22 protein-coding genes, 1 tRNA gene, 2 pseudogenes and 1 riboswitch are annotated in these 24736 nt (G+C 53.1%); of the genes and pseudogenes, 10 read left to right on the top strand and 15 right to left on the bottom strand.

Features of this window, described 5'->3' with window-relative positions:
- Window positions 1-121: 121 nt before the first annotated feature.
- Window positions 122-1996: a phosphomethylpyrimidine synthase ThiC gene (thiC, locus tag LVJ85_RS01390; RefSeq protein WP_244740814.1), complete on the bottom strand. Its 1875-nt coding sequence runs from the start codon at window positions 1994-1996 to the stop codon at window positions 122-124.
- A gap of 93 nt (window positions 1997-2089) precedes the next feature.
- A riboswitch (TPP riboswitch) is annotated at window positions 2090-2190 on the bottom strand.
- 81 nt (window positions 2191-2271) lie between these two features.
- Here thiC and LVJ85_RS01385 point away from each other — a divergent pair.
- Complete coding sequence (locus LVJ85_RS01385; RefSeq protein WP_244740811.1) at window positions 2272-2709, top strand: YiiD C-terminal domain-containing protein; 438 nt, start codon at window positions 2272-2274, stop codon at window positions 2707-2709.
- A gap of 79 nt (window positions 2710-2788) precedes the next feature.
- Here the strand turns inward: LVJ85_RS01385 and rsmD are convergent, their stop codons facing one another.
- Window positions 2789-3358 (bottom strand): 16S rRNA (guanine(966)-N(2))-methyltransferase RsmD, encoded by a 570-nt coding sequence (gene rsmD / locus LVJ85_RS01380; RefSeq protein WP_244740807.1) that lies wholly within the window; start codon window positions 3356-3358, stop codon window positions 2789-2791.
- Between the two features lie 835 nt (window positions 3359-4193).
- Between rsmD and LVJ85_RS01375 the strand changes: the two genes are divergently transcribed.
- A complete protein-coding gene (locus LVJ85_RS01375; RefSeq protein ID WP_085364130.1) occupies window positions 4194-4925 on the top strand; it encodes a LytTR family DNA-binding domain-containing protein in 732 nt (243 codons plus the stop codon).
- 94 nt (window positions 4926-5019) lie between these two features.
- Here LVJ85_RS01375 and LVJ85_RS01370 read toward each other — a convergent pair whose 3' ends face one another.
- The 4 genes and pseudogenes from LVJ85_RS01370 to LVJ85_RS01355 form a co-directional block, all read right to left on the bottom strand.
- Complete coding sequence (locus tag LVJ85_RS01370; protein ID WP_244740805.1) at window positions 5020-5508, bottom strand: TlpA disulfide reductase family protein; 489 nt, start codon at window positions 5506-5508, stop codon at window positions 5020-5022.
- Window positions 5505-5894, bottom strand: coding sequence for a thioesterase family protein (locus LVJ85_RS01365; protein ID WP_244740802.1), 390 nt, complete (start codon window positions 5892-5894; stop codon window positions 5505-5507). Before LVJ85_RS01365 ends, LVJ85_RS01370 begins: the two co-directional genes overlap by 4 nt.
- Window positions 5895-5899: 5 nt before the next feature.
- On the bottom strand, window positions 5900-6259 hold the full coding sequence (locus LVJ85_RS01360) for a VacJ (RefSeq protein WP_085364132.1): 360 nt from the start codon (window positions 6257-6259) through the stop codon (window positions 5900-5902).
- A 111-nt stretch (window positions 6260-6370) separates the two neighbouring features.
- A pseudogene (locus LVJ85_RS01355) lies at window positions 6371-6510 on the bottom strand (signal peptidase); the annotation flags it as partial.
- Between the two features lie 325 nt (window positions 6511-6835).
- Between LVJ85_RS01355 and LVJ85_RS01350 the strand changes: the two are divergent.
- The 3 genes from LVJ85_RS01350 to rlmH all read left to right on the top strand — a co-directional run bounded on the left by LVJ85_RS01350 (window position 6836) and on the right by rlmH (window position 8952).
- Window positions 6836-8182 (top strand): Na+/H+ antiporter family protein, encoded by a 1347-nt coding sequence (locus LVJ85_RS01350; protein WP_244740799.1) that lies wholly within the window; start codon window positions 6836-6838, stop codon window positions 8180-8182.
- Window positions 8182-8400 (top strand): SlyX family protein, encoded by a 219-nt coding sequence (locus tag LVJ85_RS01345; RefSeq protein ID WP_244740796.1) that lies wholly within the window; start codon window positions 8182-8184, stop codon window positions 8398-8400. Before LVJ85_RS01350 ends, LVJ85_RS01345 begins: the two co-directional genes overlap by 1 nt.
- An 81-nt stretch (window positions 8401-8481) precedes the next feature.
- The gene (gene rlmH, locus LVJ85_RS01340; protein WP_085360044.1) at window positions 8482-8952 is read left to right on the top strand and encodes a 23S rRNA (pseudouridine(1915)-N(3))-methyltransferase RlmH; all 471 of its coding nucleotides are present in this window, start codon (window positions 8482-8484) and stop codon (window positions 8950-8952) included.
- A 270-nt stretch (window positions 8953-9222) separates the two neighbouring features.
- On the opposite strand, the gene LVJ85_RS01335 is transcribed toward rlmH, so the two are convergent.
- Both LVJ85_RS01335 and mgtE read right to left on the bottom strand, forming a co-directional pair.
- Window positions 9223-9299: transfer RNA gene (locus LVJ85_RS01335), tRNA-Met, on the bottom strand.
- Between the two features lie 131 nt (window positions 9300-9430).
- Complete coding sequence (gene mgtE, locus LVJ85_RS01330; RefSeq protein WP_244740794.1) at window positions 9431-10867, bottom strand: magnesium transporter; 1437 nt, start codon at window positions 10865-10867, stop codon at window positions 9431-9433.
- 186 nt (window positions 10868-11053) lie between these two features.
- On the opposite strand from mgtE, the gene LVJ85_RS01325 reads away from it, so the two are divergent.
- Together LVJ85_RS01325 and LVJ85_RS01320 are read left to right on the top strand one after the other, a co-directional pair.
- Window positions 11054-11221 (top strand): hypothetical protein, encoded by a 168-nt coding sequence (locus tag LVJ85_RS01325; protein ID WP_244740791.1) that lies wholly within the window; start codon window positions 11054-11056, stop codon window positions 11219-11221.
- 47 nt (window positions 11222-11268) lie between these two features.
- Window positions 11269-11928 carry an HAD-IA family hydrolase gene (locus tag LVJ85_RS01320; RefSeq protein ID WP_244742929.1) on the top strand — a complete coding sequence of 220 codons (660 nt, stop codon included), beginning with the start codon at window positions 11269-11271 and terminating at the stop codon, window positions 11926-11928.
- Window positions 11929-12324: 396 nt separating this feature from the next.
- On the opposite strand, the gene LVJ85_RS01315 is transcribed toward LVJ85_RS01320, so the two are convergent.
- Window positions 12325-13131, bottom strand: coding sequence for an inner membrane protein YpjD (locus LVJ85_RS01315; RefSeq protein ID WP_115134962.1), 807 nt, complete (start codon window positions 13129-13131; stop codon window positions 12325-12327).
- A 122-nt stretch (window positions 13132-13253) separates the two neighbouring features.
- On the opposite strand from LVJ85_RS01315, the gene ffh reads away from it, so the two are divergent.
- Complete coding sequence (ffh, locus tag LVJ85_RS01310; protein ID WP_244740788.1) at window positions 13254-14624, top strand: signal recognition particle protein; 1371 nt, start codon at window positions 13254-13256, stop codon at window positions 14622-14624.
- A 202-nt stretch (window positions 14625-14826) separates the two neighbouring features.
- Here the strand turns inward: ffh and LVJ85_RS01305 are convergent, their stop codons facing one another.
- From LVJ85_RS01305 to parC, 5 genes are all read right to left on the bottom strand, one after another.
- Window positions 14827-16098 carry a hypothetical protein gene (locus LVJ85_RS01305; RefSeq protein ID WP_244740786.1) on the bottom strand — a complete coding sequence of 424 codons (1272 nt, stop codon included), beginning with the start codon at window positions 16096-16098 and terminating at the stop codon, window positions 14827-14829.
- A 94-nt stretch (window positions 16099-16192) separates the two neighbouring features.
- A complete protein-coding gene (locus LVJ85_RS01300) occupies window positions 16193-16951 on the bottom strand; it encodes a class I SAM-dependent methyltransferase (protein WP_244742926.1) in 759 nt (252 codons plus the stop codon).
- 165 nt (window positions 16952-17116) lie between these two features.
- Window positions 17117-18805 carry a sigma-54 dependent transcriptional regulator gene (locus LVJ85_RS01295; RefSeq protein ID WP_244740783.1) on the bottom strand — a complete coding sequence of 563 codons (1689 nt, stop codon included), beginning with the start codon at window positions 18803-18805 and terminating at the stop codon, window positions 17117-17119.
- Window positions 18792-20387, bottom strand: coding sequence for a nitrogen regulation protein NR(II) (locus LVJ85_RS01290; protein WP_244740780.1), 1596 nt, complete (start codon window positions 20385-20387; stop codon window positions 18792-18794). The genes LVJ85_RS01295 and LVJ85_RS01290 overlap by 14 nt, the downstream gene beginning before the upstream one ends.
- A 142-nt stretch (window positions 20388-20529) precedes the next feature.
- The gene (gene parC / locus LVJ85_RS01285) at window positions 20530-22839 is read right to left on the bottom strand and encodes a DNA topoisomerase IV subunit A (RefSeq protein ID WP_244740777.1); all 2310 of its coding nucleotides are present in this window, start codon (window positions 22837-22839) and stop codon (window positions 20530-20532) included.
- A 306-nt stretch (window positions 22840-23145) separates the two neighbouring features.
- On the opposite strand from parC, the gene LVJ85_RS01280 reads away from it, so the two are divergent.
- Window positions 23146-24030, top strand: coding sequence for a DUF4743 domain-containing protein (locus LVJ85_RS01280; RefSeq protein WP_244740774.1), 885 nt, complete (start codon window positions 23146-23148; stop codon window positions 24028-24030).
- 239 nt (window positions 24031-24269) lie between these two features.
- Window positions 24270-24509: a TM2 domain-containing protein gene (locus LVJ85_RS01275; protein ID WP_085364146.1), complete on the top strand. Its 240-nt coding sequence runs from the start codon at window positions 24270-24272 to the stop codon at window positions 24507-24509.
- A 28-nt stretch (window positions 24510-24537) separates the two neighbouring features.
- Here the strand turns inward: LVJ85_RS01275 and LVJ85_RS01270 are convergent.
- A pseudogene (locus tag LVJ85_RS01270) lies at window positions 24538-24683 on the bottom strand (lipoprotein signal peptidase).
- Window positions 24684-24736: the final 53 nt, after the last annotated feature.

The following is a 24736-nucleotide window of genomic DNA, read 5'->3' as shown; positions in this document are numbered from 1 at the left end:
CGGCATGGTTTTTCAGACGGCCTCTTTAAGCCGAAATCATGCCGTCTGTCAAAACCATACATAGTTATGATAAGAGGCCGTCTGAAAAAACATCTGCGTTTTCAGACGGCCTCGAAGCGCATCAACTGTAAATCTCAGCACCTTTCTTCATAAACTCAATCGCTTTTTCTTCCATGCCTTTTTGCGCGGCGGCATAGTCGCGCACTTCCTGCGTGATTTTCATCGAGCAGAATTTGGGGCCGCACATCGAGCAGAAGTGGGCGATTTTCGCGCCTTCGGCCGGCAGGGTTTGGTCGTGGTAGCTTTCGGCGCGTTCAGGGTCGAGGCCGAGGCGGAACTGGTCGCGCCAGCGGAATTCAAAGCGGGCTTTCGATAAGGCGTTGTCGCGCAACTGTGCACCCGGCCAGCCTTTGGCCAAGTCGGCGGCGTGGGCGGCCAGTTTGTAAGTGATGATGCCGGTGCGCACGTCTTCTTTGTCGGGCAGGCCCAAATGCTCTTTCGGGGTGACGTAACACAACATGGCCGTGCCGTACCAGCCGATATTGGCCGCGCCGATGCCCGAAGTGATGTGGTCGTAGCCGGGGGCAATATCGGTAACCAACGGGCCGAGCGTGTAGAACGGCGCTTCAAAGCAGTGTTGCAGCTCTTCGGTCATGTTTTGTTTCACGCGTTGCAGCGGCACATGGCCGGGGCCTTCAATCATCACTTGTACATCGTGCTTCCACGCTTTGGCGGTCAGTTCGCCCAGCGTGTGCAGTTCGCCGAACTGCGCGGCATCGTTGGAATCGGCAATGCAGCCGGGGCGCAGGCCGTCGCCGAGGCTGAACGATACGTCGTAAGCCTTCATGATTTCGCAGATTTCGTCGAAATGGGTGTAAAGGAAGTTTTCCTGATGGTGTGCCAAACACCATTTCGCCATAATCGAACCGCCGCGCGACACGATGCCGGTGATGCGGTCGGCAGTCAGCGGCACATAACGCAGCAGCACGCCTGCATGGATGGTGAAATAATCCACGCCTTGCTCGGCCTGCTCGATTAAGGTGTCGCGGAACAAATCCCACGTCAGGTTTTCGGCCACCCCGCCCACTTTTTCCAATGCCTGATAAATCGGCACGGTGCCGATGGGCACGGGCGCATTGCGGATAATCCATTCGCGCGTTTCGTGAATGTGCGCGCCGGTGGACAAATCCATAATTGTGTCGGCACCCCAGCGCAGCGACCACACCATTTTTTCCACTTCCTCTGTGAGCGAGGAAGTAACGGCGGAGTTGCCCAAGTTGCCGTTGATTTTCACGCGGAAATTGCGGCCGATAATCATCGGTTCCAACTCGGGGTGGTTGATATTGGCAGGAATAATCGCGCGGCCGGCGGCAATTTCGCTGCGCACAAACTCGGGCGTGATTTGGTCGGGATGGATGGGCAGGTTTGCACCGAACGATTCGCCCGCGTGCTGCTTGATGATTTTGGCGTAACGCGGGTCGCGCCAGATTTCTTCCATTTTCATGCGCTCGCGCAGGGCAACAAACTCCATCTCCGGCGTGATGATGCCTTGTCGTGCATAGTGCATCTGGGTCACGTTTTTACCCGCTTTGGCGCGCAGCGGCCGGGTAATTTGGTTGAAACGCAGGTGGGCGGTTTTCGGGTCGTGGGCGCGTTGCAGGCCGTATTCGCTCGACAAACCGGCCAAGCGTTCGGTGTCGCCGCGTTCGGCAATCCACGCACTGCGCACATCGGGCAGGCCTTGTTTGAGATCGATTTTGGCAGACGGATCGCCGTATACGCCGCTGGTGTCGTATACCGGAATCGGCGGATTCGGCTCGCGGCCTTTGTCGGTTACGGTATCGTCTTGGGCGATTTCGCGCAGCGGCACGCGGATGTCGCTGCGGCTGCCTTGCAGATAAACTTTGGTGGAATTCGGGTATTTGAAGCGGATGCCGATGTCTTGGCTCAACTCGTCAAGCTGGGCGGCCTCGTGGCCGGTGGTTTTCGGTGCCATAAAAAATGCTCCTGTTTTCTCGTTCGCAAAAAGAGAAACAGGAGCGTCGGTTTGTTTTCAGACGGCCTACTGCTTGAGGCCGTCTGAAAAAATGCTTATACGCTGAAAACTCCCCACGCAAGTATTATCTTGTTCGGGTATAAAGGGTAACTCTCAGCCGCACAATTTAAAGTGCAGCACCCCTGTTTCGTTGTGCGGATTAAAACACAATTCGCAAACACCAATCAAGTGCCGGTTTAACGATATAATCGGCCAACGCCAATCCGATTGTATTAATGATGAACGCCGCCGAACTGCAAACCTTCCTCCACCACAATATCCCCGCCTCCGCCGCCTTGTCATTAGGCGTGAGCGAAAGCTCGCCGCAACGGGTGGTGTTGTCCGCACCGATTTCCATCAACCGCAACCACCATCACACCGTGTTCGGCGGCAGCATCTCCATGCTCGCCACTTTGTGCGGCTGGTCGCTGGTGCATCTGAATTACCCCGAATACCACGGCAAAATCGTGATTCAGGAAAGCACTATCCGCTATACCAAACCCGCCACCGGCGATTTAAGCGCGGTATGCGAAAAAACAGACCCCGAAGCATGGACGCTGTGCAGCCGAATGCTGTCGGAACGCGGCAAAGGCAAAATCAGCGTAACCTGCATTCTGTTGAGCGAAGGCATCGAAGTTGCCCGATTTGAAGGGAAATATGTGGTCTTGACTTGATATTGGATAAGAAAACCACCTAAACCGCATTCCCCGAAATCAGCTAATGATTTATCTTAAATCGCCAGACTTAACGGCCTCATGGCTCCGACGGCTCTTCATCATACGCCAGCAAAGCAAACTTACTCATGCCCGCTTTGCCTTCACGGTAAACAGCCAGCCATGCAGGTATTTCCGGCAAACGGCCTGCTTCCATATAAACCATCGCCCCCCGATTCAGACGGCCTTTGAGCAATTCAAACAGCTCCGGCCACTGCTGCCAGTTAAACGGCGGATCCAAAAACACAGTATCAAAACACTCCCGCCCCTGTTTCAAATACGAAAAGCCGTCTGAAAACACCGTTTCTATCTGCGCCAGCTCCAGCTCGCGCACATTGTTTTGAATGTTCGCCAGCGTTTTGCGGTTGTTTTCCACCACCACCACCTTACGCGCATGGCGCGACGCCGCCTCCACACCCAAAGCCCCGCTGCCGCCGAATAAATCCAACACGGCCTGCCCGGTCAAATCTTGCCCCAACCAGTTAAACAAACGCTCGCGCACACTGTCGGGTGTGGGCCGCAAACCGTCTGCGTCCGAAAAATGCAGCTTCCTGCCGCGGTGCGTGCCGCCGATAATGCGGATTTGATTATGGTGCTTAGTGTGTTTCATAGATGGCGAACCCGGTAAACCTCAAAAAATATACTTATATAATATATAAAATCTTTGATATAACTCTTCTCAAAGCAAACGAAGACGAAAAACATGCGTAAACGTATTTTCAGACGGCCTTTTCACGCATAAATAATGAGCCTATATCTGAAAGACAGCCGCTTAAAACGCCCTATCGTTAAAATATTCATTCAATCATTATGCCGTTGCGCAAACGAATCCAATACACAGCAGATTCGTTTACCATACCGCAAACGATACACCGTTTCCCACCCGTGTTTTCTTACACAAAATCTGCCGCCAAAATTTTCATTGCAGTTTAGCAACAGATTATTTACATTACCCCATTATCGCAGTTTGTGACACAACAACGCAGATTCTCCCGAATCACCGTCAAGAGCAATCAAACAAAAAAAATGCTTGAAAAGCCCATGATTCAAGGCTTTTCGCCTTCACTATTTTAATAAAAGCAAAAGCACACCCGCCTAAATTTTGAGGCCGTACTCAGTTCAAAATTGTAAACAATGGTATAATATTCATAAGTTTTATTTATTTTTGTGAACTTTTACTTTGTTGTTTATTTGAATTTGATTTGAATTTTAATATAATCACAGCTTCTTGATTAATAATTTTAATTCTTTGTCATTTTAAAATGTTATGTGTATATTATGGCTTTTAAAGTGAATATTGATATATGTTATCGCTCGGGATACGATACATGTATATAAGCTTTTTTTATCCCTTTTAGCAGTTTGATAATATATTGCCACTCGTGGTAATTTCTTGGTCGTTCGTATTCGAACATTTAATGATAAAACCAATAGACTGACAGAATATGCTGAGTGCGATTATTGTTGAAGATGAAGTATTGGCGGCAGAACGCCTGCGGGTTTTGCTGGAAGAATGCAACGTAGTATTGCTGAAAATTTTCCACCATGCACAACCTGCGCTGGATTGGTTGAGCATTCACGAAGCAGATATTGTGTTTGCCGACATCGGCCTGCCCGAAATCACCGGCTTGGAATTGGTGGAACGCATCAAGCGCGTTGCCAAGAAACAGCCCGAAGTGATTTTTACTACTGCCTACGAAGAACATGCCTTAAGAGCGTTTGAGCTGGCCGCAGCAGATTATCTGTTGAAGCCGATCAAAGTATCGCGCCTGCAAGCGGCTTTAGAGCGCCTGAACGAAAAACACCGTGAAAAAGCCGACGATTTCACCCATTTCAAAGTGTTCAACCGCAACAGAATGGTCGAAATCCCGTGGCAGCAAGTACGCTATCTGATGGCCGAACACAAAACCGTGTTCCTGTTTACCGGCGACGGTCAAAGCTACGAACTGCCCAAAACACTGGTTTACTGGGAAGAGCTGCTGGGCGACAAAATCATCCGTATCCACCGCAACGCTTTGGTGTTCCGCCACACTTTAGACTGCCTGATCCGTTTGGACAGCGGCGAAGAAGACGACACCAATGCCACTTGGGGCGCAAGAGTTTTGGATATCGACAAGCCTTTGGCCGTCAGCCGCCGCCAGCTTGCCGCCATCCGCAAAATTTTGCGTGAAGGTTGATACATATACGGTAAGCGTTTAACAACATTCAATCATTCAATAGCAAAAAGGCCGTCTGAAAATTTTTCAGACGGCCTTTTCTTTGTATATGTATTTATTGAGCCAATTCACGGTCAATCTCTTGGTACAACTGTGCAAAATCCGGTTCACCGACAAAAGTTTTCAGCAATTCGCCTTTTTTATTCACAAAAAACGATGTCGGCGCAACCTTAACGCCAAAAGCCTTACCCGTTTTTCCGTCCGCGTCATACATCACCGTAAAAGGCAGCTTGCGGTCTTCTGCATAATTGACAACGCTCTCAATCGGATCGTAAGGCAGTGAAATGGCAATAATCTGGAAGTCTTTGCCTTGATAATCTTGCGCGGTTTTCATCAGTTTCGGCATCTCGCTAACACAGCCCGGGCATGAGGGATACCAAAAATTAATCAGAGTAACTTTACCCTGCAAATCGGCATTGCTGACGATTTTGCCTTTTAAATCCGGCAATGAAAAGGCGGCAACGGGTTGGTTTTTCGGCCATAAAACAAAAGCGAGCAAGGCTGCTACGGTCAAAACGGCAGCAAAAGTAAAAAATTTTTTCATGATGTGATGTGTTGTGTGAGAAAAGTCGAGAGTTCTTCGGGTAAATCGATGGCGCGGCCGTTTGAACCTACGGGCACCAAAGTGATTCCGGCCTCGGTAATCGTTTTGCCTGTGTCGGCGCGCACGATGGTTTGGGTTAATAAAACCTGACGCGGTTCAACCGCATCAACGCGGGTTTTGATATGCAATTCATGCCCTTCTTGAGCGGCGCGGCGGTATTGTATGTCGATACGCGTTACCACCATCATGATGCTTTCCAAAAGCGGCAACCAATTTTGCTGCTCAAAAAACGCCCAGCGCGCTTCTTCGAGAAACTCGAGGTAGCGCGCATTGTTGACATGGCCGTAACCGTCTAGATGATAGCTTCGTACACGGATAACTGTCATGGGCATCAATTAAGGGTAATCGGCTGGAAAATCTCGCGGCCCAAAGGCTCTTGTTCCAAATCCGTGACTACGGTAGAAAGCTGGATGTCGAACCATTCATTGAAAATATCGGCATCCAAATCGGGCCACAAACTTTCGTCTTCACACCAATCGGCCAACTCCGCGGCGAAAATCTGTTCAAAGCGGGCTTCGATTTCGTCCCACACTTCATCGGCGGTTTCGCACGGACGGATCAGATAGGAGTTTGCATCAGACTGCAAATCTTCCAAAGTGATGTCCATCGGGGTTTCCGGCAGTGATTGCAGCCAATTCCAAAAAGGCTCCAAGGGGATCAGTAAAAATACGCTGCGGTTGACTTCATACATGGCTGTGCTCCTGCTTGTAATGGTCGAAATGATATAGCAAAGACATGGGAAAATCCATACGGCGCGCCAAAGGCCGTCTGAAAATCCTTCTATTTTCAGACGGCCTGAGACCTTATGCAAAACCCTCAGATGTGGATGCAGTTCAAGGCGTAGCAGCACAGCGAGTGCAGACATATCACACGATAGGCAAACGAGCGAGCAGCGCACAACGCAGAAATGCGCCGCAGATAAGGGTTTTGCAAAGGTCTCAGCCTGAATCAAGCTCTATATCGGTGATACCGCATTCTTATCATTCGGCGAACCATCTAACACAAATTCCGACTTCGGCTACTGCTCCACCCTTTCCTTGAAAACAAAGACAAACCGAGTCCGCATGGAATATTCGGTTTAATTCATGAGCATATTTGTAAACTTTCTTGATGACGGGTAAAATCAGGCGGTTTTATTAACATGATTTGTATGCGGCAAAGCGTCTGAAACGGTTCGGTAACAACCCGACCTTTTAAAAGTTATGCCGCATCGAAAATGCTAACCGCCGCGGCAAGAACGCCGTGCTGAAAAACAAAGGGAATAGATATGAATGCCGTTGTAATTGCCGTTGCCGTGATGCTGATCTTGTCACTGGCGCGGGTGCATGTGGTGCTGAGCCTGCTGCTGGGCGCGCTGGCAGGTGGTTTGCTCGGCGGTTTGGGGTTGAGCAAAACCATGGAAGTATTTCAAACCGGTTTGGCCAACGGTGCGCAGATTGCACTTTCTTACTCCATGCTGGGTGCGTTTGCCGTGGCCATCGCCCATTCGGGTTTGCCGCAAACGCTGGCCAATGCCGTTATCCGCCGTTTGGATAACAGCCACGTGCGCGACAATGTGCCGGGCAGCGTCAACACGGTGAAATGGGGGTTGCTGCTGGCCTTGCTGGCGATGAGCGTGATGAGCCAAAACCTGATTCCCATCCACATCGCGTTTATTCCGCTGATTATTCCGCCGCTGCTGTTGGTGTTCAACCGCATCCAAATCGACCGCCGTCTGCTGGCCTGTGTGATGACTTTCGGTTTGGTCACCACTTATATGTGGCTGCCAGTGGGCTTCGGTGAAATCTTCTTGAAACAGATTTTGGTCGGCAACATCACGAAAGCCGGTTTGGACGTGGCAAATATCAACGTCGTTCAAGCTATGACCATACCCGCTCTGGGCATGATTGCAGGCTTGCTGGTGGCGGTTTTCATCAGCTACCGTCGTCCCCGTATTTATCAAAATACCGCAGCAGACGTGGAAGCCAACCACCAAGCCGCGGCACAGCCTAAAATTTCCACCTACCGCAGCATTGTCGCAGTATTGGCGATTGTGGTTTCTTTTGCGGTGCAGTTGTGGGCAGATTCACTGCTGCTGGGTGCAATGGTCGGTTTCGCCGTGTTTATGGCGGCGGGCGTGGTGCGCTGGGGCGAAGCGGATACGGTGTTTAACAACGGCGTGAAGATGATGGCGATGATCGGCTTCATCATGATTGCCGCGCAAGGCTTTGCCGAAGTGATGAAAGCCACCGGCCAGATTGAACCGCTGGTAAAAGCCTCTGCCGACATGTTTGCCGGCAACAAAGGCATGGCCGCATTTGCCATGTTGTTGGTAGGTTTGCTGGTAACCATGGGCATCGGCAGCTCGTTTTCCACCTTGCCGATTATCGCCACGATTTACGTGCCCTTGTGCATCAGCATGGGCTTCTCGCCGATGGCTACTTTGGCTTTGATCGGTACGGCGGGCGCATTGGGCGATGCCGGTTCGCCCGCATCCGATTCCACCTTGGGCCCCACCGCCGGTTTGAATGTGGACGGCCAGCATGACCACGTGCGCGATACGGTTATCCCTACCTTCCTGCACTATAACCTGCCGCTGATGGTTTCCGGCTGGGTTGCCGCAATGGTGCTGTGATGAACGATTTGGAAGCACGCGTTACCGAGCTGGAAATTCAGACGGCCTTACAGGAAGACCTGATTGCCAGCCTGAACGATACCATTGCCAAGATGCAGCAAACCCTTGATTTACAGCAAGGACAGTTGCGGTTGCTGTATCAGCGGATGCAGGAAAAAAGCAGCGGCGACGGTAGCGAGCCGTACAGCCTGCTTGATGAGATACCGCCGCATTATTAACCTTAATGATGAGGCCGTCTGAAAAAAGTTTTCAGACGGCCTCATCATTATCCAAGCGAATTTTCGGAAAGAGAAAGAGCCATGAATATTACCGTTTTAGCCGTCGGCACCAAAATGCCGCGCTGGGTGGACGAAGCCGTGAACGAATACGCCAAGCGCTTCGGGCGCGACGTGAACTACACCTTGAAAGAAATCAAACCCGAAAAACGCGGCGCAGGCGTGAATGCCGCACAGGGCATGGCTGCGGAAGAAAAGCGCATTCTCGAAGCAGTTCCGCAAGGTGCATTTTTAGTGGTGTTGGACGAACGCGGCAAAGCGCCCACTTCGGTGGAACTGGCGGAGCATCTGAAAAACTGGCAGCAAAACGGCGAACACGTCTGCTTCGTGATCGGCGGGGCGGACGGCATGACCGACCGCCTCAAACAGCAGGCACGGCTGATGCTGCGCCTATCCAGCCTCACTTTGCCGCACGGCATGGTGCGCGTGCTGCTCACCGAACAGCTTTACCGCGCCGTGTCGATTTTGCACAACCATCCTTACCATCGGGAATGAAGCGCAGCCTTTATACAGAAGCAACTAACTTCACGAACTTATTAAAAGGTTCAGAAGACTTGCGCGGAAATATCCACCCGACTTGCCTTGAGGCGGATAGAAATGAGAAAAGCTGAACAAAAGCAGAAATTGAAAAACGAATTCGAATTTGTAGATTTCTAAGATTCCAACCATTCAAATATTCTTAAGATCAAATATCTCAAAAAATCAAAAAAGCATTGACTGCAAATACAAAAAAGCACCTTTTGAAAAGGTGCTTTTTTAGAAATTTGGTTGCGGGGGCAGGATTCGAACCTACGACCTTCGGGTTATGAGCCCGACGAGCTACCATGCTGCTCCACCCCGCGGCAGATTTGTAATTATAGGTACACTATATATTCATGTCAACACATTTCAGCATTTTTTATCGCTGAGTAAACAAAAAGTTTTTAGCAAAACTCACACAGCCCGTTTTCAGACGGCCTCTTCACAATATTCATCACATCAAAAACATCGTTGCCAAGCCGAGGAAAATCAGGAAACCGCCGGAATCGGTAACCGCGGTAATCAGCACCGAACTGCCCAATGCTGGATCACGCCCCGCTTTATCCATCGCCACCGGAATCAGCACGCCGACGGTGGCGGCCAGCAGCAGGTTGAGCGTCATGGCGGCAATCATCACCAAACCGATGCCGAAATTATCGTACAGCAGCCACGACACCACGCCCATCACCGTGCCCCAAATCAAACCGTTCACCAAAGCCACGCCCACTTCTTTTTTCAACAACCGCCCGGCCTGAGTACCGGAAAGCTGGCCCATCGCCATCGCGCGCACGATCATGGTAATGGTTTGGTTGCCGGAGTTGCCGCCGATACCGGCCACAATCGGCATCAACGCGGCAAGGGCGACGATTTTTTCGATGCTGCCTTCAAACGCACCGATCACGCGGCTGGCGATAAATGCGGTGCAAAGGTTGATGGCGAGCCACATCCAGCGGTTTTTCACCGAATCCAGAATCGGCGCAAACAGGTCTTCTTCCTCTTGCAAACCGGCCATATTCAACATATCGGCTTCGGTTTCTTCGCGGATCACGTCCACCATTTCGTCGATGGTGATACGGCCGATCAGCTTTTTGTCGGCATCGACCACAGGCGCAGTTACCAAGTCGTAGCGTTCGAACGCCTGTGCCGCTTCTTCCACGTTGTCCTCGGGGCGGAACCGCACCACGTCGGTGGCCATCACGTTTTCCACCAGCTCTTCGGGGTCGGCCACCAGCAGTTTGCGGATGGGCAGTACGCCTTGCAATACGTCGTCGTGGTCAACCACGAAAATTTTATCGGTGTGGTCGGGCAGGCTTTCAAAACGGCGCAGGTAACGCAACACCACTTCGCAAGCGACATCGGCACGGATGCTTACCAGCTCGAAGTCCATAATCGCGCCGACTTGGTCGTCTTCATACGACATCGCCGCCTGCACTTGCGCCCGCTCTTCGGCATCACGGGTTTGCAGGGCTTCATACACCACTTGGTGCGGCAGATCGCCGGCAAGCTCGGCCAGTTCGTCGGCATCCAAATCGTCTACCGCCGCCAGCAGCTCTTCGGTATCCATCGATTCGATCAGCGTTTCGCGCACCGCATCGGATACTTCCAGCAAAACTTCGCCGTCTTCTTCGGGCGCAGCCAAATGCCACACCAGCGTCCGCTCTTTCGGCGGCAGCGATTCCAGCACATTGGCCACGTCCGCCGGATGCAGTTCGTGCAAAATGCTGATTAATTCGACTAACTTGGTATTGAGTTCGATGTCTTCAATCTCCTGCCCTTCTTCGATTTGCGAAGAAACGGGCAGCAGCGCTTCAGACAATTCGTGAATGCGCTCGATATCAAGCGGCAAGCGGTCTAAATCGGTTTGAGTCGGGATGTCTTGCTCGATGCTCATAAATACTCCGCCCGCCTGTGTTGCGGGAGCAGTATTCAGGCGGGGTGATTAAACGGTAGGGTTGTCGTTATAAGGTTGTAATGATGAACTGGGAAGGTCCATAGCATGTGCCTGCGCTCTGCAGGTCTTGAGTTGGAAACGGCGCATATTCTACACCGATTCGGCCCGCTTTACCAATGCTTACATATGCCGGCAAAAATCTTGCCGACATCTTCGGGCAAGGTTTTACGGAGTGTGAGGCCGTCTGAAAACAACAAACCCGAAGCCGCATTTTTTCAGACGGCCCCCAACCCGTGCCAACTATGGAAACCCACCCTTACGCCCATTAGAGATTCCAATAATCCCGCTGTATAATCAACCATCTGATGCAGCAGCAACCCGCCTACCGACAGGACGACACCATGAAACCCAAACTGATTATTTTCGATTGGGACGGCACGCTTGCCGACACCACCGGCCCGATTATCAACACCTTCCAGCACACCTTTGCCGACTGCGGCCTGCCTGCACCCGAAGCCGACACGATACGGAGCTTAATCGGTTACAACCTTGTTACCATCATCCACCGTCTGATTCCCGATGCCGACCAGCATCTGAAAGAACAACTCGCCGAAACCTACGCCCACCATTATCTCAACCCCAACAACCACAACATGCGCCTCTTCGACTCCGCCCTGCCGTGCCTGCGCACCTTAAAAGAACAAGGCTACTGGTTGGCCGTCGCCACCGGCAAAGGCCGCATTGGGCTGGACAAAGCCATCGCCCAAACCGGCACGGCAGATTTCTGGCTGGCCACCACTTGCGCCAGCGAACAGCCTTCCAAACCCGCACCCGATATGGTTTTCAAACTGTGCGACGAGCTGGGGCTGCAACCCGCCGACAGCGTGGTGGTCGGCGATACCGTTTACGATCTGGAAATGGCCGCCAACGCCGGCGCACCCGCCATCGCTGTAGCCACCGGCGCACATTCCGCCGCACAACTGGCCGGGCAGCCCTGCTTGGCCGTCTTAAAAGATTTATCCGCACTGCCCGAATTTTTGTCAAAAATACAGATGACATAACATTTTCTTCTATCAACGTTTTTTGACTTTACCTGCGCTTTTTGCCCGAAAAACGCTTAACATTTAATTCCATTAAACCAGAAATAGCTGGCTTTAAACGCCAACACAAGCATTCTTTCAATCAGAACCGAGCTTTATTGCTGCTTTCAACTATTCCGAGCTTGCGCTTTCAATTAATATGAATTACATTGCACTACATACAACGTGATTTCAATCACAAAGCCAAGTAAGCAAAGGCTACAAAAATAGAGAGAGAATTGAAGTAGTTATCAGCATTAGCAAAACAGGCTGCCCATCAAAGGCAGCCTGTTTTATTTACTGTGTTTCGATATTTAATTTAAGCAAGGCAAACTCGGATCGGTTTGCCCGAAAAGCTTGCAATCAGCTTTGAATCACTTAGCGGTGCAATATAATTTCCATCACAAATTTACTGCCCACATAAGCCAACATCAAACTTAGAAAAGCAATAATAGTCCACACCGCCGCCTTTTTACCGCGCCACGCCGTCATCCCGCGTTTCAGCAACAAACCGCCGTAAATCAGCCACGATACAATACCGAAGAGCGTTTTATGGGTGAAATGCACAGGCTGACCAAAGACATCGTCGGCAAAAAACGTACCGCTCACTACTGCATAAGTTAGCAAAAGAAAGCCCGCCCACATACCTTGAAACATCAGCTTTTCCAAGCTGAGCAACGGCGGCAGGAACGACACCAACGGCGAAAACCTTTTTTTGTGCAAATCGTGATTCAACAGCAAAATCAGCACTGCCAGCAAAGTAACGATGCCGAATAAACCATAAGCCAGCAGCGACGTGCCGATATGCAGCATAAACGGCCAATCGTTGATGGGATAACCCGACATCTTGCCGGGAAACACCGCGCCCAATACCAACGACAAGACCACACAAGGATACAGCAGCAGCTGCAAACCGCGCAGGCAATAAAAAAAGCTGCCCGTCCAATACAGCATCAGCATCAGCCACACAATCAGACTGACCGCATAACCAAAACCCATTACCACCACATGGTCTTGCACCACGGGCAAAAACAGCACCGCACCGTGCACCAGCAAGGTCGGAGCGAGCACGGCTAATTCGGCTTTAACCGGATAAGGCTTGTCGCTGCGGGTTTTGTGATGGAACCACACAAAGCCCGCCAACGCGGCATACACCAGTATCAAACAAACCAATACAATCGGCATGACAAACTTTCTCTTGCGTGCATATTCAGCGGCGCACGCCTAGTGTAAAATAAAATAATTTTATCAAATAACGTCCGATTCGGGCAGCTATTCTCATTATCAATGAATGTTCAAGGACAAGTATGTTAGACAACTTAACCAGCCGCTTCAGTAATGTGTTGAAAAACATCCGCGGCCAGTCCAAACTGACTGAAGACAACATCAAAGAAGCCCTGCGCGAAGTGCGTTTGGCTTTGCTGGAAGCCGACGTAGCGCTTCCCGTGGTTAAAGAATTCATCAATAGCGTGAAAGAAAAAGCGCTCGGACAAGAAATCACCGGCAGCCTCACGCCCGACCAAGCCTTTATCGGCGTCGTCAACGAAGCCCTGATCGAGTTGATGGGCAAAGAAAACAGCACCTTAAACCTCGCCAGCGCACCGCCCGCCGTGGTGTTGATGGCCGGTTTGCAGGGTGCGGGTAAAACCACCACCGTGGGTAAATTGGCGCGCCTGCTCAAAAACGACCACAAAAAGAAAATCCTCGTGGTTTCTGCCGACGTGTACCGCCCTGCCGCCATCGAGCAGCTGAAATTACTGGCCGAACAAGTGGGCGTGGATTTCTTCCCTTCCGATGCCGGCCAACAGCCTGTGGACATTGCCAAAGCCGCTATTGATCACGCCAAGCGCCATTTTTACGATGTGCTGATGGTCGATACCGCGGGCCGTTTGGCGATTGACGAAGAAATGATGAACGAGATTAAAGCGCTTCATGCTGCGGTTAATCCCATTGAAACCCTATTCGTGATTGATGCCATGCTCGGCCAAGATGCCGTGAATACCGCACAAGCCTTCAACGAAGCCTTGCCGCTCACCGGCGTGATTCTCACCAAAATGGACGGCGACTCGCGCGGCGGTGCGGCATTGTCCGTGCGCCAAGTTACCGGCAAACCGATTAAATTTATCGGCGTCGGCGAAAAAATCAACGGCCTCGAGCCTTTCTATCCCGACCGCATCGCCAGCCGCATCTTGGGCATGGGCGACGTATTGAGCTTGATTGAAGACGTTCAAAAAGGTATCGACGAAGAAGCCGCCGCCAAAATGGCGAAAAAACTCCACAAAGGCAAAGGCTTCGACCTCAACGACTTTAAAGAACAAATCCAGCAGATGCGCAACATGGGCGGCTTGGAAAGCCTGATGTCTAAAATGCCGGGCGAACTCGGCCAACTTTCCAAACAAATTCCCGAAGGCACGGCCGAAAAAGCGATGGGACGTGTGGAAGCCATCATCAATTCGATGACGCCGAAAGAGCGCGCCAACCCTGCTTTGATTAAAGCCAGCCGCAAGCGCCGCATTGCCGAAGGTTCGGGCACTTCGGTGCAGGAAGTGAACAAAATGCTCAAGCAGTTTGAACAATCTCAACAGATGATGAAGATGTTCAGCGGCAAAGGCATGGCCAAGCTGATGCGCATGGCCAAAGGCATGAAGGGAATGAAAGGCATGTTCCCCGGCTTGTAAGCTGTTCAACTTGTTTTTCAGACGGCCTCCACTTCTCAGTCAGTAAGGCCGTCTGAAAAGAAACAGCACTTTCTCAACTTGGATACATCGTTATCGCTGTTGAGAAAGTGCTTTTTGTTTATGGCCGAACCGCTTTGGTCTTAATTAAGACTTGTGCGGGTTTCAGCTGATTTTTCAGACGGCCTCACTCACAACCTCAAGATCAGGCATCCACAGCCGCCACCGTAATCTTAGACAGGCCGTCTGAAAAGCCTTTTGAATAACGCCGCGGGATCATGCCGCTGATTTTGCCGTTTTGAACGGTGGTTTCATAAGCGCACACCAGCCGCTCTTGGGGCAGCAGGTTGTGCGAATAATCGCGGTTGAGCAAGGGCGAAATGCGGCTGAACAAACGCCAGCAGACGCGGCTACCGTCGGGCAGGTCAAAGGCCGCCTGAAAATGGCTGTTGCCTTCGTTGCAGCCCACATGAAAATGTTCGTAGTCAAAGGCTTCGGTATCGGGAAACGGCCGTGCGTCGGCAAACCCAAAAATACGGTCATGCGCCGACAAGCTTTGGCAGGCATACGGCCATACCTGTTCACGCAGAAAAAATTGGTCGGCAAAATGGCGTGATTCCAAAGGTTTGCTCACATAAGCTTCTATTTTTGCGCGCATTTCCGGCACGCTGCCTGCGACGGCGCCCCATAAGCCCGCCATCATCAATTCGGTATGCGTACCGGCATCGCGCAGGGTGTGAAACAGCTTTCCGCCCGCCTCCCACTCGGCAACGGCGCGCGCTTCCCGCTGCGAAATCACCGAATCCGCATCCCGGAAAATAATGCGCGACGCTTCGGGGTCATCCATGGCAAGAAACCGCCACATCGTACCCGGCCACTGCTCTGCCGCCGCATCTACCCGCACGATTTCCGCGCCGTTTGCCTGCAAACGCTGCACGGCATCGGCCGGTACGCTGCCGTCGATATAGAAACGGCACACCCAGCCGGGATAAATCTGCCCGGCCAGCTCGGTATTCATCACGGCAGGTTCGATATATTCGGGGCTGCTGCCGAACAATGAAAAAGCGATGATTTTTTTACCGTTTGGTTTGATTTCGACATCTGGCAGCGCAGGCCGCGCGGTGATGCTGCGGTGGCGGAGGGTAAGTGCCTGCAAACCGTAGGTGCGGCAGTTTTCCCAGTCTTGCAGGCTGCCGTAGGCATGAGCCAGCGCATCTAATGAATTGATATGGTTCGGGTCGCGTTGCAGGGCTTTTCGGGCGTAAGTGATGCCTTCCTGCCAAAAGCCGCCTTTCACTGCTGCGGTGGCCGCGTCGCTCAACGGCGCAACCGACTGCGGAATCAGCTTGTGCGCTTTCAGGGCTTCGGTCAGCGCGCTGCGATAATCTCCGGCGGCCATGTATTGTAAGAAAGAGGCGGAAATGTGGTTGAGCTGTTGTTGGACTTTTTGTAGTTTGGGTGGTAAGCGTTTGTTCATATCCGTTTGTCAATTAATTGATTTTTATATATTTAAAGATTTATCTGCTGCGCTTGAATAGTGAGGCCGTCTGAAAACGTGCTTTCGGACAACCTTAGTCGGCCACGGGTTCGAAAGGCAGATACACATCGAAACGCGTGCTTTTGCCCGTGTATTGGTAGGCGGGCTTTTCGCCGTTTAGAAATTCGCCCAACCGCGGACGTTTGACTACGACGCGCTTTTTGGCAACGCGGCGGGCGGCAGAGAGCAATCCGGCTTCGTTTTGCGCCCCGCCGACCAAGCCGTGAAAATAGGCCATTTCTTTTTTCACGGCGGCGGATTTTTGCCTTTCGGGATACATCGGGTCGAGATACACGACATCGGGGCGGCCTTGCTCGTCGGCGAAGCGGGGCAGCAAGGCGCAAGTATCGCCTACATGCAGGGTAATGCGGGCGGCGGTTTGGGCTACTTCTGCATCTTCGGAAGCGGATGCACGCATGAGGCCGTCTGAAAGCAGGCAGGCAACGGCGGGATTCTGCTCAAACACATTTACCTGCAAACCGAGCGCAGCCAGCACGAAGGCATCGCGCCCCAAGCCGCCCGTGCCGTCCCAAACGGTGGGGTGCGCGGTGTGGTTGACCGCCTTGCCGATCAGTTCGCCCCCGCCTTTGGTTCGGCGGTATTGTGCCGCGCCGCCTGCGAAATCGACGCGAACCTTGCCTTTTTCTCCGGCACGGCATAAAGAGAGGCCGTCTGAATCGGCCAGCAGATATTCTCCTTGCTCGGGCGGTTGGCTGCATACGGGCAGATTGAAACGGCCGATTAATTCGCGGGCGGATTCGGTGGAGGATGCGTCGAGATAAACGTAGGTCATGGTTTCAATTTTTTTCAGACGGCCTCTGGGAATATCAATCACGGCAAACTGTTTGGCTGATTTTTGTACGGCTTGTGCTTGAAAGGGCAGAAAACCATCTGCCCTTTCAAGCCTTTTCTTCAGGCTTCATGATTGCGGACGGAAACACCCGGGCCGTCTGAAAAATCAGTGGATATCTAAGCGTTCCATGCGGTATCTCATGGAGCGGAAGCTGATGCCCAAGAGCTTGGCGGCCTGCGTGCGGTTGTAACGCGTCTGCTTCAAAGCCTGCTCGATGATTTCGCGCTCGATTTGGTCGAGATAATCCTGTATCTGCATTTTGCCGGGCACAAAATCGGGCAAGCCGCCGCTCAGTTGCAGGCCGTCTGAAACTTCGTCTTCCGTATCGTGAAGATGCTGCTGCTCGAGTTTGCCTGCCTGAAATTGCGGGGTAGTGCCGGTGTGGATTTGCAGGTCGTCCAGCTGGATCACCTGCCCTACCGTCAGGGCGACGGCGCGTTCCAAAATGTTTTCCAACTCACGGAAATTGCCCGGATAGCTGTAATGCAGCAATGCTTCTTGGGCTTTGGGGCTGAGTTTGTAATTCTCGTTGCCCGTGCAGTGTTTGTGCAGCAGGTGCATGATAAGTCCGCCCAAGTCTTCGCGCATTTCGCGCAACGGCGGCATGCTCAGCGACACCACGTTCAAGCGGTAATATAAGTCTTGTCGGAACGATCCCGCGTCCACCAAATGCTCGAGATTTTTATGCGTGGCGCAAATGATGCGCACGTCCACATATGTTTCTCGGGCATCGCCGATGCGGCGCACGGCTTTTTCTTGGATGGCACGCAGCAGTTTTACCTGCATCGCCAGCGGCAGGTCGGCCACTTCGTCGAGGAACAGCGTGCCGCCGTCGGCATGTTGGAAGAAGCCCAAGCGGTCGCTGTCGGCACCGGTAAAGCTGCCTTTTTTATAACCGAAAAATTCGCTTTCCATCAGGTTTTCGGGAATCGCGCCGCAGTTGACGGCGATAAAAGGCTTGTCAGCACGGTCAGACAGTTCGTGTATGGTGCGCGCCGCCTGCTCTTTACCCGTACCCGATTCACCTGCGATGTAAACCGGCACGACGCTTTTGGCCAAACGGCGGATCAAATGGCGCACTTCGATCATTTGGGGCGACATACCGAGCAGGCGCGGCATGTCGGACTCTCCGCCCAACTCTTTACCGGAATCCGGCAAAATCCGCGCCGTTAATTCACCGCTGGAAAAACGCTCTTTCAAAGAACGCAAGCCTTCCGGCACACCCGCCGAACGGGTCAGCGCAGAGCCGCTTTTACGCGGCAGAGACTGATTCGGAAAAGACGCGGGCATCATGCGCTGCGGCGGCGTCATGGCAGGATTGGGCATAAACGGTTTTGCCGGAACCGGACGGGCAACCACCTCCGGCGGGGGCGGTTCGGAGCGTACCGGCGCAGCACGCAAGTCTTCAACCGGTTCGCTGACTTTTACCGCCGACTTCACCAAAGAGCGGAGCTGCGACAGGGTAATCGGTTTTTGCAGGTAATCAAACGCCCCCGCCCGCAAAGCTTCTACGGCCTGATCGGCATTGCCGAAAGCGGTAATCACTGCCACGGGCGTATCCAAGGCCAATTCATTGATGTATTGGACCACTTCCAAACCCGAACCGTCGGGCATACGCATGTCGGTCAACACCAGCGAATAGTCTTCGTTGTCGAGCTTGTCTTTGGCATCTTCTACACCCACGGCCGTCTGAACGCGCAAACCCATCTTCATCAGGGTCATTTCCATCAAGTCGCGGATGTCGGCCTCGTCGTCCACGACCAATACGGGATCTTGCAGGTTATGGTTGCTCATCGCTTTCTCTCGGTAAAATCAGTTCGAAGCCGTTCATTTCAGGGTGGTAGTGCAGCTGCCCCATATTGGCATGCGCCAATTCGCGGGCAACATACAGCCCCAAGCCCGTACCCTGTTTTTCGGTGGTATAAAAAGGCTCAAACAAATGGTTGCGCACGTCGGGGGGGACGCCGGTGCCGTTGTCGGCAACCACAATGGAAATGTGCATACGCCCGCTCGATTTCATCAGCACGGTAATGGCATGGTGGTCTTGACGGCTGTGCCGCCAAGCGTTGTTACACAGGTTCCACATGATTTGCTGCAAGTGCATGGGATCGACCAACACGCTCAGGTTGCTGCCGTCCATATTCATGCGGATGCAGCCGACGGAATCGGGGTTGTTTAGCGTAAATTCCTGTTTGAATTCGAGCCAGAACTTCATCAGGTTGACCGGCTCGCGGCGCAGGCTGTCGCGCTTGTTGATCAGGGAAACGTCTTCCAGCATTTTGTCTATGCGCTGGATGTTGGTGTCGATGATGTTGTGCAGCTTGGCTTTGGTGGGGTCGTTGCCGTCTTCGTCTTGCAGCAAATCGCTGGCATGACGGATGGCCGACATGGGGTTGCGGATTTCATGCGCCAGATTGGCGGTAAGCTGGCCTAAAGAAGCCAGCTTGGTGGCCAACGCTTCCGCTGCCACTTCGCGCAACGAGCGCACAAACAGCATCAGCAGCTCGGTTTTTTCCTGAATCACCGGCACGGCACGCACATGCATGGAGTGCTGGAAAATATGGATGTCGGTTTCAAAGTTTTTATCGGGCTGGTATTGCCAGCGTGCCACCAATTCGCCGAACACGGTTTCCTGCTTGTCCACTTCCAAGCCGGGGAAATAGGTTTTGGCTTGGCGGTTAAACAGCCAAACGCGCTGGCTGGCGTCGATGACAATCACGGCTTCCTGTACGCGGTTGAGCACCACGCGGTTAAGGCCGCTCACGCGGCGGTAGGCCAATTGGTGTTTAGTGGCGGATTCGGTGGCGGCTTGCAGATAAGTGGCGGAAAAAGCGGTTAACGCCGCCACCAGAAAACACGCGCCCGACAGCAGCGCGCCGGATACAACAATGCGGCCGTCCCACTCCAACGGGCGGAACTGCACCTGCCCTGCGAAAAACATATTCAAAACAATCAGCATCATCGCATAACCGGCATACAGCATGGGATAGCGGCCATGACTGAGCAGGCAGGAGGTTGCGATAAAAGGCAGCACCAGAATGCCGAAACCGGATTCTATGCCGCCTGTGATATAGGTGAGCACCATCACCATGGTAATGTCGACCACGGCGCTGGCGTTGGGCAGTTCAAGCGTCTGGAGCTGCCAGTCGGGTTTGAAAATCGTCAGCAGAATCAGGAGGCCGTACACGGTTATCCAGCTGTAAAACTCAACGGTGGGAAACATGCTTTTGGCGGTTTCGCCACCGGTGGAAAAGCTGAATAAGTGAAAAACCAAGAGGGAAAGGACGATGGCAATCCGGGCAATATTGATTAAGCCGGGTATGCGTTCGTTGAGTGTTTCCCAATCCTGCTTAACGAATAATCTGTTTACACTCATGTAATGTCGGGCCTTGGATATTTTTGTTTTGGGCGGGTGGGTTTGTGTTGTTATGCCGGCAACTTGAATCGCTTACCGCCAGCCCCGGCAGGCGGTACTCCCATGCAATATAGTTGCCTTAGTATATTTACATCTCATGTAATTATACCGAATCTGCGCCGGATAATCTTTTCAGACGGCCTGAAATCTCTAAAACTTTGCCTTTTCTGCCCCGTTTGTTGTTTATATCTTGAATCCGCAGGCGTTCTTTGTGGGTTGCACCGCGTTTGCCGACGCTTTCGGCCACAAATTCGGGCGACGAGGTAACGGCGACATGTTCGAGCTTGATGCCGTCTGAAAGGCTGATTAATTGCAGGCCGCGGCCTTTGGCCATCACTTCCAATTCGCCGATGGTAAACGCCAGCAGGCGCGGCTCGTCGGTGGCCAGCAGCACTTTGCAGTCGGGGTTGATGAGCGAAACGGCATAGATGCTGACCGGCGGCAGGGTTCGCTCTCCGGCTTTGAGCGTCATCACGACTTTGCCTGCTTTGATGCGGCTGACCATATCGCCGAGTTTGGCGATAAAACCGTAGCCGCCGCTGTTGCTCAATAAATAATGCTGTTCGGGCAGGCCGGTCATCATGGCGACGACTTCGGCACCGTTTTGCAGTTCGATGAGCGAGGCTACGGGTACGCCGTCGCCGCGGCCGCCCGGGATTTCCGCCGCATCCAGCGTGTAGGTACGGCCGTGCGAGTCCAGCACTACTACCGGCCACACGGTACGGCCTTCGATTACCTGTTTCAGCCCGTCGCCTTCTTTGAAAGTGGTTTGACTTAAATCGACGTTGTGGCCGGAGCGGCTGCGCATCCAGCCTTTGTTTGACAATATCAGCGTAACCGGCTCGTCGGCGGTGGTTTGCGTGAGGGTGGCGCGGCTGGCTTCTTCGACCAAAGTGCGGCGTTCGTCGCCGAACTGCTTCATGTCGGCCTGCATTTCTTTGATGATGAGTTTGCGTTTTTCGTTTTCGTCGCCCAGCAGGATTTTCAGACGGCCTTCTTCTTCACGCAGTTCGTTCAATTCTTTTTCGAGCTTGAAACCTTCCAAGCGGGCCAGTTGGCGCAGGCGGATTTCGAGAATGTCTTCGGCTTGGATTTCGGTGAGGCCGAACGCCGCCATCAGGTCGGGTTTGGGTTCGTCGGATTCGCGGATGACTTTAATCACTTCGTCGATATGCAGAAAAGCGATCATGCGTCCGTCGAGGATGTGGATGCGTTTTTCCACTTGGGCGAGGCGGAATTTCAGACGGCGTGTAACGGTAATCACGCGGAAATCCAGCCATTCCTGCAAAATGGTTTTGAGGTTTTTCTGCGCGGGGCGGTTGTCCAAGCCCATCATCACCAAGTTCATCGGCACATTGCCTTCCAAACCGGTTTGCGCCATCAGCGTATTGATGAAGTTTTCCGGTTCGATACGGCTGGATTTCGGCTCGAACACCAAACGCACGGGCGATTCGCCGTCGCTTTCGTCGCGCACTTTTTCCAGCAGCGACAACATCAGCGCTTTGGTGTTTTGCTGGTCTTGCGTGAGGTTTTTCTTACCGGACTTGGGCTTGGGATTGGTTTGCTCTTCGATCTCGGCGAGGATTTTCTGCGCGCTGGTGTTGGGCGGCAGCTCGGTTACGATGATGCGCCATTGCCCGCGCGCCAGTTTTTCGATTTCGTAACGCGCACGCACGCGCACGCTGCCTTTGCCGGTTTCGTAAATCTGCTGCAAATCGGCGGCGGAAGTGATGATTTGCCCGCCGCCGGCAAAATCGGGCGCGGGAATATACTGCATCAGGTCGGCCGTTTCCAGCGACGGTTTTTTCAAGAGGGCGATGGCCGCTTGGGTAACTTCGGTCAGGTTGTGCGACGGGATTTCGGTAGCCAAACCGACGGCAATGCCCGATGCGCCGTTGAGCAGCACCATCGGTAGGCGGGCGGGCAGATGCACCGGCTCTTCAAACACGCCGTCGTAGTTCGGCACGAAATCCACCGTGCCCATATTGATTTCGGAAAGCAGCAGCTCGGCAATCGGTGTGAGCCGCGCTTCGGTGTAACGCATCGCCGCCGCGCCGTCGCCGTCGCGCGAGCCGAAGTTGCCGATGCCGTCGATTAGGGGATAGCGCAGGGTAAAGTCTTGCGCCATGCGCACCATGGCATCATAGGCCGAAGCATCGCCGTGCGGATGGTATTTACCGAGAATTTCCCCCACCACGCGGGCGGATTTCACGGGCTTGGCACCGTGCGTCAGCCCCATGTCGCGCATGGCGTAGAGAATCCGCCGCTGTACGGGCTTTTGGCCGTCTGAAACTTCGGGCAGGGCGCGGCCTTTGACCACGCTCATGGCGTATTCGAGATAGGCGCGTTCGGCATATTGGCCGAGCAGCAGATAATCGTCGCCGACGGCAGGCTGTGGGGTTTGTTCGTTCATCGCAAGCGGAAAATGCTGAATTGAAAAAGCCTGTATTGTAAAGCAATTTGGATTCATCCGCCCGCACGGCATTTCAGACGGCCTCATGCGCCACCCGAAGCGCATGAAACCTATGGCCGGACACGCAGTCAAAAAATGCGTAAGCCATATTGATTCAGGGCATGGCTAGCTGTTTGACTCCGGCACCAAGCACCGCACCGCATCTTTCGTTTGCTGCGGAAATACGGGCTTTGCACGTAGTAAGGTCAAAGTTTTTTACGCGCTTGTCCTGATATAATCCGCCCATCGTCTGCCACGGAAAACGCTATGACTACCCGCCCCCGATTTACCCGCCGCCTGAGCGAAACCGAACACGGCCGTTTGCTATCCCGCCTGCAAACCCATTTCAACCCGCAAGCCGACACATGGCAGCCTTTGTGGTTGAACGGCGTGAAGCTGGGCCGTCTGAACGGCGCTTGGCTTCAGCGCGTGCAGCAGGATTGGCCGGAACGCAGCGAAACCAAGCCCGATGGTTTTCATCTTTATACCGACAACTGGCTGACGATGGGCGACAGCCTGCAACACATGACCCAAAGCTGGCACCAGCTCGGTGTGCTCGGCGGCTGGCGGAATGAAAAATTCGATGTCGAAGATGCAGAAGGCAAGCCGCTGTTTGCGCTGGAGCGGGCGGCGTTTAGACCGTTGGGGCTGATGAGCCACGCCGTCCACATCAACGGTTTAACCCTGCACGAAGGCGAATGGATGTTTTGGATAGGCCGCCGCAGCCCGTATAAAGCGGTTGACCCCAACAAGCTCGACAACCTCGTCGGCGGCGGCATTGCCAGCGGCGAGAGCGTGCGCCAAGCCATGATGCGCGAGGGCGGCGAAGAAGCCGGGCTGGGTGCTGCACTGCTGCAAAACCTCGTCTGCCAAAACCGCCGTTTGAGCGTCCGCCCCGTGTCGCGCGGACTGCACAACGAACTGCTGCACATTTTCGACGTAATCCTGCCGTCTGAAACCCGCCCCGAAAACCAAGACGGCGAAGTGGCCGAGTTCAAACTGATGAACCCCGCCGACCTCACCGCCGCCATGTGCGACGGCCTGATGATGAACGACGCCATGCTCGCCACGCTCGATGCGTTTTCGCGCTACGGTTTGCTGGACGAAAACCACGGCCTGACGAAATGGCTGGCCGAAACCCGCAGCGCTTGAGTTTCAGCGTTTACCGTTCCTACTTATATATAAAAAGGCGAGGCCGTCTGAAAACATTTTTCAGACGGCCTCACGTTTGCCTGTTTTTACCAAATACATCTTTAACTTAAGCCAATTCGCACCATTTAAACGCCGTTACCAACAACAACACAGCCAGTAAAATGATTTTCCCGATCCGAAGCAGCAACGCCGGAGCAGAAATAAAGTTTATTGGCGATAAAGATAAAAAGGAAAACTCAATGAACGCACCCGTATCCTACGCCGCATCTTATCCGCACACCTGCAACAAAGCCCTGTATGTCGCCATGGCCTTGCTTTTCGGCACCTTCGGCGTCCACAAATTCTGCGCCGGCCGCGTGTGGATGGGCATCATCTATTTCCTGCTCAGCTGGACATTCATCCCCACCGTCCTCGGCATCATCGAAGGCGTGCTGGCCGCATTTAAACCCACCGATTCCTTAGGCGCCATCGTCGTATAAAGGCAAGAGGCCCTCTGAAAAACACTTTTCAGACGGCCTGAGACCTTTGCAAAACCTGCAGATGTGGATGCAGTTCAAGGCGTAGCAGCGCAGCGAGTGCAGACATATCACACGATAGGCAAACGAGCGAGCAGCGCACAACGCAGACATGCGCCGCAGATGCGGGTTTTGCAAAGGTCTCAGCCTTATTGATCCGCCGTACAGAACACGCTCTAATAACAGCCCGC

The sequence above is a fragment of the Neisseria sp. Dent CA1/247 genome (assembly GCF_022870825.1).
GTDB lineage: Bacteria > Pseudomonadota > Gammaproteobacteria > Burkholderiales > Neisseriaceae > Neisseria > Neisseria zoodegmatis.
The sequence above is the reverse complement of the archived record's forward strand: the minus strand, read 5'-3'. Positions and strand labels throughout refer to the sequence as shown.

Coding starts and splice junctions, on each gene's coding strand:
- thiC (WP_244740814.1), bottom strand. CDS start 1,996: ATGGCACCGAAAACCACCGGCCACGAGGCCGCCCAGCTTGACGAGTTG.
- LVJ85_RS01385 (WP_244740811.1), top strand. CDS start 2,272: ATGATGAACGCCGCCGAACTGCAAACCTTCCTCCACCACAATATCCCC.
- rsmD (WP_244740807.1), bottom strand. CDS start 3,358: ATGAAACACACTAAGCACCATAATCAAATCCGCATTATCGGCGGCACG.
- LVJ85_RS01375 (WP_085364130.1), top strand. CDS start 4,194: ATGCTGAGTGCGATTATTGTTGAAGATGAAGTATTGGCGGCAGAACGC.
- LVJ85_RS01370 (WP_244740805.1), bottom strand. CDS start 5,508: ATGAAAAAATTTTTTACTTTTGCTGCCGTTTTGACCGTAGCAGCCTTG.
- LVJ85_RS01365 (WP_244740802.1), bottom strand. CDS start 5,894: ATGACAGTTATCCGTGTACGAAGCTATCATCTAGACGGTTACGGCCAT.
- LVJ85_RS01360 (WP_085364132.1), bottom strand. CDS start 6,259: ATGTATGAAGTCAACCGCAGCGTATTTTTACTGATCCCCTTGGAGCCT.
- LVJ85_RS01350 (WP_244740799.1), top strand. CDS start 6,836: ATGAATGCCGTTGTAATTGCCGTTGCCGTGATGCTGATCTTGTCACTG.
- LVJ85_RS01345 (WP_244740796.1), top strand. CDS start 8,182: ATGAACGATTTGGAAGCACGCGTTACCGAGCTGGAAATTCAGACGGCC.
- rlmH (WP_085360044.1), top strand. CDS start 8,482: ATGAATATTACCGTTTTAGCCGTCGGCACCAAAATGCCGCGCTGGGTG.
- mgtE (WP_244740794.1), bottom strand. CDS start 10,867: ATGAGCATCGAGCAAGACATCCCGACTCAAACCGATTTAGACCGCTTG.
- LVJ85_RS01325 (WP_244740791.1), top strand. CDS start 11,054: ATGCCGGCAAAAATCTTGCCGACATCTTCGGGCAAGGTTTTACGGAGT.
- LVJ85_RS01320 (WP_244742929.1), top strand. CDS start 11,269: ATGAAACCCAAACTGATTATTTTCGATTGGGACGGCACGCTTGCCGAC.
- LVJ85_RS01315 (WP_115134962.1), bottom strand. CDS start 13,131: ATGCCGATTGTATTGGTTTGTTTGATACTGGTGTATGCCGCGTTGGCG.
- ffh (WP_244740788.1), top strand. CDS start 13,254: ATGTTAGACAACTTAACCAGCCGCTTCAGTAATGTGTTGAAAAACATC.
- LVJ85_RS01305 (WP_244740786.1), bottom strand. CDS start 16,098: ATGAACAAACGCTTACCACCCAAACTACAAAAAGTCCAACAACAGCTC.
- LVJ85_RS01300 (WP_244742926.1), bottom strand. CDS start 16,951: ATGACCTACGTTTATCTCGACGCATCCTCCACCGAATCCGCCCGCGAA.
- LVJ85_RS01295 (WP_244740783.1), bottom strand. CDS start 18,805: ATGAGCAACCATAACCTGCAAGATCCCGTATTGGTCGTGGACGACGAG.
- LVJ85_RS01290 (WP_244740780.1), bottom strand. CDS start 20,387: ATGAGTGTAAACAGATTATTCGTTAAGCAGGATTGGGAAACACTCAAC.
- parC (WP_244740777.1), bottom strand. CDS start 22,839: ATGAACGAACAAACCCCACAGCCTGCCGTCGGCGACGATTATCTGCTG.
- LVJ85_RS01280 (WP_244740774.1), top strand. CDS start 23,146: ATGACTACCCGCCCCCGATTTACCCGCCGCCTGAGCGAAACCGAACAC.
- LVJ85_RS01275 (WP_085364146.1), top strand. CDS start 24,270: ATGAACGCACCCGTATCCTACGCCGCATCTTATCCGCACACCTGCAAC.